Source organism: Mycobacterium bourgelatii (genome assembly GCF_010723575.1).
Lineage (GTDB): Bacteria > Actinomycetota > Actinomycetes > Mycobacteriales > Mycobacteriaceae > Mycobacterium > Mycobacterium bourgelatii.
Genome location: NZ_BLKZ01000001.1, coordinates 4,241,720 through 4,254,395, shown reverse-complemented (window position 1 = coordinate 4,254,395; position 12,676 = coordinate 4,241,720). Strand labels below are relative to the sequence as shown.

Here is a 12,676-nt window from a genome sequence, read left to right as displayed (position 1 = left end):
GGGGAACGCAATGGAGCCGCTGCAGGGTGTGGGCGACGGCCAGATCAGCAAGGACCAGATCAGGGCTACCGTTGCCGCCGAAATAGGGTGTGCGGCAGTGGATGTTGCCGACCACGACGACCTGATCCAGCTGGGGCTGAACTCCATCCGCATGATGGCGCTGGCCGGCGGTTGGCGTAAACGCGGGGCGGCCATCACGTTTGCCGAACTTGCGGCCAGCCCCACGGTGGAATCCTGGTACGGCTTACTCAGCGCCGGCCCAGAAGTGGCGGCAACCGAGCCAACCGAAGCGACCGGTGAGACCGACTTGGTAGCGGAAGAAGACCCGTTCCCGCTGGCCACCATGCAACACGCCTACTGGATCGGGCGGTCGGACGAACAGCAGCTCGGCGGCGTCGCGGCGCACATCTACGTCGAATTCGACTGTGGTGCCGTCGATCCGGTCCGGCTTGAGCGTGCAGTGGCCGACCTGGTGACGATGCATCCGATGCTTCGCACCCGATTCCTGCCCGATGGCACCCAGCAGACGATGCCCGCCACGGGGCGGCCGGTATTCAGCGTCGTCGACCTCCGCGGACAGAGCCCCGCCCGCGCCGAAACCGCACTGACCGAGTTGCGGGAACGAAAGACCCACCAACGCTTGGACATCGAGCAGGGGCAGGTCATCGACGTCACGCTGACACTTCTGGACGACGAGTGCAGCCGGCTGCACCTGGACGTCGACATGCTGGCAGGCGACGCGATGAGCTACCGGGTGCTGGTATCGGATCTGGCCGAGCTCTACCAGGGCAAGACGTTGCCCACGCCGGGCTACACCTATCGGCGCTATCGCACCGAGCGGCACGACGACCGCGGCGAGCACGACCGAGCCCAGAACTGGTGGCGGCAGCGGTTGCCCGAACTACCCGGGGCACCCGAATTGCCCACCGTTTCGGTGGGGGAAGGCGGCGCGGCGCATCGGACCGTCCGCTACGACCATTGGCTGACTCCCGAGGCCAAGGAGAAATTCGTGGCGGCTGCCCACGCGCGCGGGGTGACGCCGGCGATGGCGTTGGCGTCGATATTCGCCGACGTGGTCGGCGCGTGGTCGGCGCAGGACCGGTTTCTGCTGAACGTACCGCTGTTTCACCGGCAGCCGGTACATCCCGACATCGATCGGGTGGTCGGAGATTTCACGTCGTCGATCATGCTCGAGGTGGACGTCAGCGAGAACGTCTCGGTCACCGACCGGGCTCGAGCCGTCCAGCGCAGCATGTACGAAAGCGGCGCGCACGCGGCGTACTCCGGCCTCGAGGTGCTGCGGGATCTGGGCCGGTATCGCGGTGAGCCCGTGCTCGCGCCGGTGGTGTTCACCAGCGCGCTGGACCTCGGGGAATTGTTCGCCGACAACGTCATCCGGACGTTCGGTGACCCGGTGTGGATCATCTCGCAGGGGCCGCAGGTGTTGCTGGATGCTCAGGTGACCGAACTTCGCGGCGGCCTGCTGCTCAACTGGGATGTGCGGGAAAGCGTTTTCCCGCCGGGCCTGATCGCCGTCATGTTCGAAACCTTCACCGAGACGGTCGCACGCCTCTCCGAAGGCGACGCGGGCTGGGATGCCGAGGCGGCGGTGCGCCTACCGAGTGCTCAGGCGGAGGTGCGGGCGGCGATCAATGCCACCGACGGCCCAGTCAGCGGACGCTGCCTGCATCAAGGGTTCTTCGAGCACGCGGCGTCGAATCCGGATGCGGTGGCGGTCGTTTGGGGACTGGGCGACGAGACAAGCGCATGGACATACCGCGAACTGGCGGACCGCTCGCTCGCCATCGCGGGGGCGCTGCGCGACCACGGCGTCGGTCCGGGCGACGCCGTGGCCATCCAATTGCCCAAGGGCCACGACCAGATCGCGGCGGCGCTGGGCGTACTGGCCGCCGGGGCGACCTGTGTGCCGATCGGCTTTGACCAACCAGCTGCCCGGCGGGCCAAGATCCTTGAATCCGCTGACATCGTCGCCGCTATCACGGTGGACGGCTCGGACATTGGTGCCGCGGGTGCCTCCCTCTCGATCGACGCCGCCCAAAGATATCCGAAGCCGTTGCAGACAGCGGTCTTTCCGGATACCAGCGAGATCGCGTATGTGATTTTCACATCCGGTTCGACCGGCATGCCCAAGGGGGTCGACGTACCGCACAGCGCCGCCATGAACACCATCGACGCGGTGAACGACTGGTTCGACGTCAACAGATCCGATCGCGTCCTCGCGTTGTCGGAGCTGGAGTTCGATGCCTCGGTTTACGACATCTTCGGCATGTTCTCGGTGGGCGGATCACTGGTCGCGGTGGACGTCGCGGAGAAGGCGGCGAGCACCACGTGGGTGGAACTGCTGCGCGCTCACCGGGTTTCGATCCTCAACTGCGTGCCGAGCATGCTTGACATGATTTTGGAGCTCGGCGGCGATCAACTCGGTGATTCGCTGCGGGCCGTCACGCTAGGCGGTGACTGGGTGGGCGCCGACTTGGCGCGCAGGCTGGCCAGGCAGGTTCCGGGCTGCCGGTTCTCCGGTCTTGGCGGTGCGACCGAGACAGCCATCCACAACACCATCTGTGAGGTCGTCGGCGAGCCACCGGCACATTGGGCCACGGTGCCATTCGGTGTTCCGTTGCGCAATGTTCGGTGCCGGGTCGTCTCGCCCTCGGGTCGCGACTGCCCCGATTGGGTTCCCGGCGAGTTCTGGGTCGGCGGCGCGAACGTCGCTGCGGGATACCGCAATGACCCGCAACGCACCGCCTTGCGGTTCGTCGAGTACCAGGGAATTCGCTGGTACAAGACCGGCGACATGGCCAGGTACTGGCCTGACGGCACCATCGAATTCCTCGGCCGCGCCGACCATCAGGTACAGATCCGTGGCTACCGCGTCGAACTCGGCGAGGTGGAGACCGCCCTGCGCACCGTACCGGGCGTGCGCCATGCCGTGGCGGCCGTCGTCGGCGACAACGCGCCAAAACTGGTGGCGGCCGTCGCGGGTGACGCCGATGACATCGCGGGCATCACCGAGGCGGTGGCGAAACTCCTGCCCGGCTACATGGTTCCCACCCGCATCGAGCGCTTCGAACGGTTTCCGTTGACCTCGAACGGCAAGCTGGACCGCCGGGCCGTCGCCGCCCTGCTCGAGCAGCAGAGCACCGAAGCTTCCGACGTGCAGGACGAGGCGCCGCGCAACGACCTGGAAGAAGCGCTCGCTCACATCGCCGCCGAGGTGCTGGGTGTGGATTCGGTGGGCGTGCGTCGGGATTTCTTTGCACTCGGCGGAGACTCGGTGTTGGCCACCACATTCATTGCCCGGGTGAGGGATTGGCTCGACGTCGATCACGCGGTGGTCGCCGATCTGTTCGCCGGTCGCACGGTCGCCGGCTTCGCCGAGCGACTCAACGGCCGCGAGGCCCTCCGCGGCACCCCGGACAGGCTGGCGGTGATTGCGCGGCACTACCTCGAGGTGGCGGCGCTCACCGACGAGGAAGTTCTCGCGGAGAGTTAGAGGCTATTGCGCCTCGACAGATCCGACGATGATGCTGCCGACGCTGCACTCCTGACGTTCGTCGACACCGGTGGCAGCGACGAATGCCGCGGTGTCGCTGAAACCCTGCGCGCACGCGCCCAATCCCATCGCGGTCGCGGCCAGGTAGATGGTCTGCATGAGGACACCGACGTTCTTCAGGATGGCGGAGTAGGCGATCTGCTCGTAGGTCCACATCATGCGACCAAACCGCGCGGACATGACCAGGAGCACCTGCGGCTCGGCACCTCCGGTGAGAGTCGCTGACGTTGGCTTCAACAGTTGGGCAACGGGTTTCGAGTCCGCGGCGGCGACCGGTCGCAGCGCGTGGTCGAACGAGTCGTAGTGGTACATGCCCGCGGCCAGTCCGGTGACGTTCCGCACCACCGGGTAGATCTCGAGTTCATACAGTCCGCCGCCGGAAGGGTAGGGCCGGGACAGCAGTTCTTCACCCTCGCCAACCCGTTGCGTGCCCCGCGTTCGCGCAGTGCGATAAAGCAATTCGGCAAGCTGTGCGACGGTGATCGGGCGGGCGTCGTCAAATGCTCTGGTGGAGACGCGGTCTTCGAGCACGGCGGTAAACGTCGGGTCCTCGGCCCGTTTGGCATCCAGGTCCGGAACGGGCAACGCGATCGGAGCGCCCGGGTAGTCCGGCCGTCGGGCGGGAGGTTGCGGGAATCGATCTTTTGCCCACTTCGTCGGACCGAAATGCTCCCAGGTGACATTGCGCTCACCCAGTGTGCTGCGCCGGTGAAACCACAGATCCGGCGCGCTCCAACTCAGCGCGTCAAATCGGGCGTCCTCGTCACCGGCGGGGGTCAGCATGCCGCACCAGGCCAGGTCCTCCACGAACTGCGCCGCGATCTGCGCCGGCAGGTCCGATGGCACCGGGCCGGATCCGTCGAGCAGGACCAGCAGACGTGGGTCGTGCACCCGCACGTCACACCAGGACAGCGGATGTTCCAGCACAAACCCGGTGGAATCCCGATGCAGTACAGCGAATTTGGACAGCACCGCGGAGGTCGGCGATGCCGGGCGGGACGGGGCCAGTTTGATCGGCAGGATGGAGTAGAAGTCCGTTCCGCCGTCGCGCACCGTGACACTCAACCAGCCGCCGCCGGCGAGGCGCTCGACCAGAGCGGCCACTGGACCCGCTTCGCCTGGTTCCGCGAGATCCGCAAGTGTTCCCGGCCCCACATTGAGAGCCTTCAGCGCCCGCAGCTGGCCGGCGGACAGTCCGGTCAGTTTGTCGCTGTGCGGCGGGTTCAGCAAAACGGCGCCCGCACGCGTGGTCAGGCAGGTGACGCCGGGACGGAACGCATACCGGGTCTGGTTGGGGGTCTGGTCGGGGGTCTGGTCGGGGTGAGTGAGGCGGGGCACTCGCACGTCCTTCGTCGGTGTACGCGATTCATCGTTCGGCGTGGTTAGCTTAGGCTTGGCGAACTTGAGGCGAGTTGCCAACGGGGTGCGTTCATGGCGGGCACACAGTTTTCGAACAGGTCCGGCTTAGGTGGCACACATCCCGTCCGCGTAACGTAGCCCCACCGAATAACGACACATCTGTCACAAGATGCACATCTGCAACACGGGGGATGCGACCGCCGCCGCTGCTGTGTCGCGTTACGTGCCAATCGAAGGGGAACCAAGTGATGAAATCGCTAGTCGTAGCCGCGGCTGCAATGGCCGCAATCGGCGTAGCCGGCGCAGGCGCAACTGCCGTCGCATCCGCGTCGCCGGCCACTTACCAGGCGCCGCCGCTGTCCGTTGGTGCGCCGCTGCCGCTCGACCCGGCACCCATTCCCACTCCCGCTCCGGCGGTCGGCCTGCCGTCCGCCGCGCAGCTGACCGGCATCCTCAACAGCCTCGCCGACCCGGGAGTTCCGTTCGCCAACAAGAGCAACCTGGTGGAGGGAGGCATCGGCGGCACCGAGGCGCGCCTGGCCGACCACGCGCTGAAGAAGGCCGAGAAGAACGGGTCCCTGCCGTTGGCGTTCGGAATCACCAACATCCAGCCCGCCGCGGATGGGACGGCCACGGCCGATGTTGCGGTATCGGGCCCCAAGCTGTCGCCACCCGTCATCAAGAACGTCACCTTCGTCAACCAAGGTGGCTGGGTGCTGTCGCGTGACTCGGCGATGGATCTGCTGCAGGCCGCACGGCAGTAGGACGACAGCGAAGCGTCAATCTCCAGGGCCCACCGCGCCCAGGTCGAGTTTGGCGATGCGCGCCGGGTCGGCCAGGACGTCGATCGAGGTGATCCTGCCGTCCCGCACCAAGAATCCCATGACCGCGGACGGCCGGCCGGAGACGAAGATGACCGCCCCGGCGGCGCCGTTGACGGTGGCGACGCGCACCTCGCGCTCCGGTCCCGCGTAACTCTGGGCCAGCTCCGCCACCGAGGACGCGCCCTTGGTGCGGTATCCGGCGCCAGGTCCGAAGTCGCCGCGGAGCACGGCGTCCGGATGCAACACGGACACCAGTCGGTCGAAGTCGCCGCTGCGGCCCGCCGCGAAGAAGGCGTCGACGACCGCGCGCTGGGCGGCCAGGTCGCCGTCCGGGACGGGATTAGCTTCCTCGATGCGCCGCCGGGCGCGGCTGGCCAGCTTGCGGGTTGCGTCGGGCGACCTGTCCACGATTGGTGCGATCTGGTCGAACGGGACGGCAAAGGCGTCGTGCAACACGAATGCCAACCGCTCTGCGGGCGGCAATGTGTCCAGCACCACGAACAAGGCCATGCCGACCGCATCCGCCAGCATCGCCCGATGTTCCGGGTCGGAGTCTTCGGCCGCGTCGATGATCGGATCGGGGAGCTGCTCCACCAGCTCCTCCCCACCGCGGGCACGGCGGGTGCGCAGCGTGTTCAAGCAGATTCGCGCCACCACGGTGGTCAGCCACGCGTCGAGATTGGCGATGTCGTCGGTCGCGCTGCCGCGCAGCCGCAACCAGGCTTCCTGAACGGCATCCTCGGCGTCGTCGATCGAACCCAGCATCCGGTAGGCCACGGCTCCTAGTTGCGGCCTGGCCGCTTCGAAACGTGCGGTGAGGTCCCGGTCCGCCGTCATGGCGCCTGGGCCGGCCTCGGCGAGGGCAGCGCGCAGACTCTACCGTCGGAGAAGCCCGCCGCTCCGATGCCCAGCGCAATGTTGAACCGGGCTCGAAGGTTGCCCAGCGTGATGATGTGTGTCAGTGCCACCAGCTGAGCCGTATCGAAATGCGCACGCAACGCGTCGAACAAGTCATCGCTGACCTCGACCGGGGTGCGGCTGATCGCGGTCGCATAACGCAGGATCAGCTTGTCGACTTCGGAGAAGCGCGAGGCGTTCTCGAAGTCGGCCATCGCCAGCAGCTCCTCGTCGGTCAGCCCCATTCCGCGTGCGATCTGGGAACCGAGATCGATGCAGTATTCGCAGTTGACCGTCGTCGCCGATTTCAGCTCCGCCAGAACGCGATGGCGCGGACTGAGCATGTCGAGGCTCGCCTCCGCCTGTTCCAGGCGTCCGTACGCATTGAGCACCTTGGGGATATGGGCGTACATGCGCAGCGGCTCGAGCATCTCGGCGTGGCCCACGGTCTGCAATCCGGCCATTTTCGCCAGCTTGCGCCGGGTGAAGAAAAAGGCGATCTTGGCGGCCAAACCGGCGTCGCGGTCCGATACTCCCGGTAATCGGGACATGGTGTCCTCCTGAGTGTCTACGAGTTGACGGTCCTATCAACTCGACACCTGGCGGCACCCAAATGTGACCGGCGAGTTGAACTATTTCGCCCCGCCAGGCGGCACATCCATGTCGAACACCCGCGCGTGCAGCACGGTTCGATTACGCAGCGCGGCGCGCACCGCTCGATGCAGACCGTCTTCGAGGTAGGTGACCCCGTGCCATTTCACCGCGTGTGGGAAGAGGTCGCCGTAGAAGGTCGAATCCTCCGACAGCAGCCGGTCCAGCGCCAGGACCGTCGTCGTTGTGACCAATTCGTCCAGTCGTATTTGTTGGGGCGGAATTTGCGCCCAATCCCGATACGTCAACCCGTGCTCGGGGTAAGGCTTGCCCTCGCGCACGCCCTTGAAAATCATCCGCCGTCGCTTTCGCCCGCTTCGTCCCGGCTCGACAGGACCATGGAGAAAAAGGCTAGACCGAATGCGCCGGGAATGGCCCAGTGACCCGCGGGTTAATTCTGTATAGCGCGTCAAGCGCGGCGTTCGTGGACGTTGATGGCCTGTTTAGACCGTAAAATGAATCAGTCCAGAGTGGAGGAGGGGATAGCCGATGGGAAGCGCCGAAGAGCGACGTTTCCAGGTGCTGCGTGCCATCGTCGCCGACTTCGTCTCCACCAAAGAGCCGATCGGCTCGAAATCACTGGTAGAACGGCATAACTTGGGCGTCTCGTCAGCAACCGTCCGTAACGACATGGCGGTGCTGGAGGCCGAGGGGTACATCACCCAGCCGCACACCAGTTCCGGGCGAGTGCCCACGGAAAAGGGCTACCGAGAGTTTGTCGATCGCCTTGACGACGTCAAGCCTCTGTCCACGGCCGAGCGGCGGGCGATCCAACAATTCTTGGAATCCGGCGTCGACCTCGACGACGTGTTGCGCCGTGCCGTGCGGCTGCTGGCGCAACTGACCCGTCAGGTTGCCGTGGTGCAGTACCCGACGCTGTCCACGTCGACCGTCCGCCATCTGGAAGTGATCGCGCTGACGCCGGCCCGGCTGTTGATGGTGGTCATCACCGACACCGGCCGGGTTGATCAGCGCATCGTCGAACTCGGCGACGTCATCGACGACCACCAGCTCTCCCAACTGCGCGAAATGCTGGGCCAGGCGCTGGTAGGCAAGAAGCTCTCGGCGGCCTCGGTCGCCGTGGCAGATCTCGCGGCCCACCTGCGGGCCGGCGATGGTCTGGGCGACGCGGTCGGCCGCTCGGCCACCGTGTTGCTGGAGTCATTGGTGGAGCACACCGAGGAACGCTTGCTGCTGGGCGGCACCGCCAATCTGACCCGCAATGCCGCGGACTTCGGCGGATCGCTGCGCTCAGTCCTCGAAGCCCTCGAGGAACAGGTCGTGGTGCTGCGTTTGTTGGCGGCCCAGCAGGAAGCCGGCAAGGTCACGGTGCGCATCGGGCACGAAACCGAGGCCGAGCAGATGGCCGGCACCTCAGTGGTCACGACCGCATACGGCTCGAACGACACCGTCTACGGAGGCATGGGTGTGCTGGGGCCCACCCGCATGGACTACCCGGGAACTATGGCTAGTGTGGCCGCGGTTGCCATGTATATCGGCGAAGTGCTGGGTGCTCGATGAGCGGGCACCCGCTACGGATCTTGGGGACAGCCGCCTAACGGCGGCACGGTCCCCGTACAGGAAAGGTAAATCGTGGCACGCGATTACTACGGGCTGCTCGGTGTTGGCAGGGGTGCCAGCGACGCGGAAATCAAACGCGCCTATCGAAAACTGGCGCGGGAATTGCACCCCGATGTCAACCCCGACGAGGCCGCGCAGGCGAGGTTCAAGGAGATCAGCGCCGCCTACGAAGTACTGAGCGACCCGGAGAAGCGGCGCATTGTCGATATGGGCGGGGATCCGCTCGCATCAGGCGCCGCGTCCGCGGGTGGCTTCGGCGGGTTCGGCGGTTTGGGTGACGTCTTCGAAGCGTTCTTCGGCGGAGGCTTCAGCGCGGGCGCGACATCGCGCGGTCCGATCGGGCGGGTCCGTCCCGGCTCGGACTCACTGCTGCGCATGCGACTGGATCTCGAGGAGTGCGCAACCGGCGTCACCAAGCAGGTCACCGTCGACACCGCGGTGCTGTGCAACCAATGCCAGGGCAAGGGCACCCACGGCGATTCCGCGCCCGTACCGTGCGACACCTGCGCGGGTCGCGGCGAGGTGCAGACCGTTCAGCGTTCGCTGCTGGGCCAGATGGTGACCACCCGGCCGTGTCCCACCTGCCGCGGCGTCGGCGTCGTCATTCCCGACCCGTGCCACCAGTGCATGGGCGACGGGCGTGTCCGAGCCCGCCGGGACATCAGCGTCAAGATCCCCGCCGGCGTCGGCGAGGGGATGCGGGTACGGCTCGCCGCGCAGGGTGAGGTCGGCCCCGGGGGCGGACCGGCCGGTGACTTGTACGTCGAGGTTCACGAGCAAGCCCACGACATCTTCGTTCGCCAAGGCGATGACCTGCACTGCACCGTCTCGGTTCCGATGGTCGACGCGGCACTCGGCACGACGATCACCGTGGACGCCATCATCGACGGCCCCACCGAGATCGTCATCCCGCCCGGCACGCAACCGGGTGCCACGATCACTCTGCGCGGGCACGGCATGCCGCAGCTGCGCTCGGCCGTCCGCGGCGACCTGCACATCCACGTCGAGGTGGTCGTCCCGACCCGGCTGGACCACCGCGACGCCGAGCTGCTGCGCGAGTTCAAGAACAAGCGCAGTCGTGATGTGGCCGAGGTGCGCTCGACGCACGGCGGCGGTGGTGGGCTCTTCAGCCGACTGCGCGAGACCTTCACCGGACGCTGACGCAGCCGTTCCAGGGAGCTTCCCATGGTGGCGACGCTGTTCTACGTCGACGCACTGCCCGAAACCGGCGCCCTAGCCTCCGTCGAGGGCGATGAAGGGTTTCATGCCGCCACGGTCCGGCGGATCCGGGTAGGCGAAGAGTTGGTCCTTGGCGACGGCGTCGGCGGTCTGGCTCGATGCGTGGTCGAACAGACGGGGCGTGACGGTCTGCGGGCCCGGGTGTGCGAGCGCTGGAGTGTTTCGCCGGCGCAGCCGAAGGTGACGGTGGTGCAGGCGTTGCCGAAATCCGAACGCTCTGAGCTCGCAATCGAATTGGCCACCGAGGCCGGCGCGGACGCCTTCGTGGCGTGGCAATCGTCCCGCTGCGTGGCCAACTGGGAGGGCGCCCGGGTGGACAAGGGCCTGCGTAGGTGGCGAGCCGTCGCTCGGGCGGCGGCCCGGCAATCCCGCCGCGCGCACATTCCCCCGGTCGACGGCGTGCTGTCCACCGCGGCTCTGACCGAGCGGGTCCGGGAGACGGTGGCCGCGGGTGGGATGGTGCTGGCCTTGCATGAGTCGGCGACCGCACGCATCGCGGATGTCGCGGCGAGTCAACCGAACTCGCTGACGTTATTGGTTGGCCCCGAGGGCGGAATCGCACCGGATGAACTCACCGGTTTGACTGCGGCCGGTGCCGTGGCGGTCCGCTTGGGGCCCACCGTGTTACGCACGTCGACCGCGGCTGCGGTGGCGTTGGGAGCGTTAGGAGTCCTCACGCCGCGGTGGGACACCGGTTCCGGCCTGGAGTCGTAGGCGCGCCCGCAACTCGGCGACGCCGTCGCCGGTCAGCTGATCCAGCGCAAACGGACGCCCCGCCAGCACCGAGGCGGTGTCGCGAGGCCACGAGCAGCACGTGCATGGCGCCGAGGCTGGTGCCCCACAACCCGACGCGACCGGCGTCGATGTCGGGCAGTCCGCGCACGAAGTCAAGCGCCGAAACGATGTCCTGGCGATGTCTGGCGAGACTGAGCCGTTGTCGTGGCGTGCCGTCGGAAGCACCGAGATTGCGGTAGTCGAAGGCGAAAGTGACGATGCCGGCGGCGGCGAAGTGCTGCTCGTAGCGGCCCAACGGCATTCCGGGCGGTGCTGCGCCTCGTCATGGGCAGCGCCCAGGTGGAATTGGCCGGTCCGCTCGCCGGATCCGATCGGGACCGCGAGCAGATCGCGGTCGCGGCCCGAATCGGCCGACTGGCCGACGCCGAACACCCGCACATCGCCGCTTTGGCCCAGGCCAGCCAGCGTTCCACGGCGCGCGCCGACTTCGAGCGGGGACTTCACATCCTGCTCACGGGCATTGAAATATTGGGAAGCCGCCGGTGAGCGGCGGTAGACTGAGGCTTCCAACCCGGCCCAATCCGAAAGAGCCAGAAAGCAGGCATTAGAAGCCACGTGACGCCACGCGAAACCCGCGCTGCTGAGGGATCGTCCTCCGCTCAGGTTCGCAGCAGCATCGATGTTCCGCCCGACCTCGTCGTGGGTTTCCTGGGTTCGGCCGATGAGAATCTGCGAGCCCTCGAAAGTCTTTTGAACGCCAAGCTGCACGTGCGCGGCAACACCGTCACCATGTCGGGTGAGCCGGCCGATGCGGCACTCGCCGAACGCGCGGTGTCCGAGCTGGTGGCGATCGTCAGCAGTGGCCAACAGCTGACGCCCGAGGCGGTACGCCACAGCGTCGCCATGCTGGTCGGTGCCGGCAACGCGTCTCCGGCCGAGGTGCTTACCCTCGACATCCTGTCGCGCCGAGGGAAGACGATCCGGCCCAAGACGCTCAACCAGAAGCACTATGTCGACGCGATCGACGCCAATACCATCGTGTTCGGGATCGGACCGGCGGGCACCGGAAAGACCTATCTCGCCATGGCCAAGGCGGTGCATGCACTGCAGACGAAGAAGGTCACGCGCATCATCTTGACGCGGCCCGCCGTGGAAGCCGGTGAGCGCCTTGGCTTTCTGCCGGGCACCCTGAGTGAGAAGATCGACCCGTATCTGCGGCCGTTGTATGACGCGCTATACGACATGATGGATCCCGAGCTGATCCCAAAGCTGATGGCCGCCGGGGTCATCGAGGTTGCGCCCCTGGCCTACATGCGGGGTAGGGCGCAGCCGTTGCATGCAAAAGTGTTGACCCCCAACGGCTTCCGGCCCATCGGTGAGCTGCGGGTCGGCGATTCGGTGATCGGTTCCGACGGGCGCCCCACGGCGGTGTTGGGCGTCTACCCGCAGGGCTTCAAGGAGATCTACCGGGTCTGCACCCAGGACGGTTCCTCGGCGCTTGCGTCCGGTGATCATCTCTGGTCGGTCTACCCGCATTCCGGCCGCCCCGACGACCGGCGTGGGACGCCCCGGCTGCGGGTGTTGCAAACCAAAGAGATGATCGGGAACCTGCACGCCCCGCACGGTCACCGCTACGAGCTGCCGCTGTTGAGTGCACCGGTGGACTTCAACCCGCGGCCGGTGTCTGTCGACCCCTACGAGCTCGGGTCGGCGGCGGGCCGGTCCGCCATGGAGTTCGTCCCGGAGGACTATCTCTTCAATTCGCCCGATGTGCGACTGGCGGTGTTGCAGGGCCTGCTCGACTCGCAGCACGGTT

Annotated in this window: 11 protein-coding genes and 1 pseudogene; 7 read left to right on the top strand and 5 right to left on the bottom strand. The window is 66.7% G+C overall.

The window, feature by feature from the left end:
• The first annotated feature begins 10 nt into the window (after positions 1-10).
• The gene (locus G6N68_RS18360; protein ID WP_163715218.1) at positions 11-3,514 is read left to right on the top strand and encodes a non-ribosomal peptide synthetase; all 3,504 of its coding nucleotides are present in this window, start codon (positions 11-13) and stop codon (positions 3,512-3,514) included.
• 3 nt (positions 3,515-3,517) lie between these two features.
• On the opposite strand, the gene G6N68_RS18355 is transcribed toward G6N68_RS18360, so the two are convergent.
• A complete protein-coding gene (locus G6N68_RS18355) occupies positions 3,518-4,912 on the bottom strand; it encodes a SagB family peptide dehydrogenase (RefSeq protein ID WP_163715215.1) in 1,395 nt (464 codons plus the stop codon).
• A gap of 269 nt (positions 4,913-5,181) precedes the next feature.
• Here G6N68_RS18355 and G6N68_RS18350 point away from each other — a divergent pair, with 269 nt between their 5' ends.
• Positions 5,182-5,697, top strand: coding sequence for an MTB12 family secreted protein (locus G6N68_RS18350; protein WP_163715212.1), 516 nt, complete (start codon positions 5,182-5,184; stop codon positions 5,695-5,697).
• A 15-nt stretch (positions 5,698-5,712) separates the two neighbouring features.
• Here the strand turns inward: G6N68_RS18350 and G6N68_RS18345 are convergent, their stop codons facing one another.
• The 3 genes from G6N68_RS18345 to G6N68_RS18335 form a co-directional block, all read right to left on the bottom strand.
• Entirely contained in the window at positions 5,713-6,594 is an 882-nt protein-coding gene (locus G6N68_RS18345) for a sigma-70 family RNA polymerase sigma factor (RefSeq protein ID WP_163715210.1), read from the bottom strand.
• On the bottom strand, positions 6,591-7,205 hold the full coding sequence (locus G6N68_RS18340; RefSeq protein ID WP_163715207.1) for a carboxymuconolactone decarboxylase family protein: 615 nt from the start codon (positions 7,203-7,205) through the stop codon (positions 6,591-6,593). The genes G6N68_RS18345 and G6N68_RS18340 overlap by 4 nt, the downstream gene beginning before the upstream one ends.
• A gap of 81 nt (positions 7,206-7,286) precedes the next feature.
• The gene (locus G6N68_RS18335) at positions 7,287-7,601 is read right to left on the bottom strand and encodes a type II toxin-antitoxin system VapB family antitoxin (protein WP_163715204.1); all 315 of its coding nucleotides are present in this window, start codon (positions 7,599-7,601) and stop codon (positions 7,287-7,289) included.
• A 193-nt stretch (positions 7,602-7,794) separates the two neighbouring features.
• Between G6N68_RS18335 and hrcA the strand changes: the two genes are divergently transcribed.
• The 3 genes from hrcA to G6N68_RS18320 all read left to right on the top strand — a co-directional run bounded on the left by hrcA (position 7,795) and on the right by G6N68_RS18320 (position 10,839).
• Positions 7,795-8,826: a heat-inducible transcriptional repressor HrcA gene (hrcA, locus tag G6N68_RS18330; RefSeq protein ID WP_163715201.1), complete on the top strand. Its 1,032-nt coding sequence runs from the start codon at positions 7,795-7,797 to the stop codon at positions 8,824-8,826.
• A gap of 72 nt (positions 8,827-8,898) precedes the next feature.
• Positions 8,899-10,047, top strand: coding sequence for a molecular chaperone DnaJ (gene dnaJ / locus G6N68_RS18325; protein ID WP_163715198.1), 1,149 nt, complete (start codon positions 8,899-8,901; stop codon positions 10,045-10,047).
• Between the two features lie 24 nt (positions 10,048-10,071).
• Entirely contained in the window at positions 10,072-10,839 is a 768-nt protein-coding gene (locus tag G6N68_RS18320; protein ID WP_163715195.1) for a 16S rRNA (uracil(1498)-N(3))-methyltransferase, read from the top strand.
• Here the strand turns inward: G6N68_RS18320 and G6N68_RS18315 are convergent.
• Positions 10,799-11,161: an alpha/beta hydrolase gene (locus G6N68_RS18315; protein ID WP_163715191.1), complete on the bottom strand. Its 363-nt coding sequence runs from the start codon at positions 11,159-11,161 to the stop codon at positions 10,799-10,801. The two genes, G6N68_RS18320 and G6N68_RS18315, sit on opposite strands and share 41 nt — an antisense overlap.
• 8 nt (positions 11,162-11,169) lie before the next feature.
• Between G6N68_RS18315 and G6N68_RS18310 the strand changes: the two genes are divergently transcribed.
• Entirely contained in the window at positions 11,170-11,406 is a 237-nt protein-coding gene (locus G6N68_RS18310) for a hypothetical protein (RefSeq protein ID WP_163715188.1), read from the top strand.
• 69 nt (positions 11,407-11,475) lie between these two features.
• Positions 11,476-12,183, top strand: a pseudogene (locus G6N68_RS30910) (PhoH family protein); the annotation flags it as partial.
• Between the last annotated feature and the right edge of the window lie 493 nt (positions 12,184-12,676).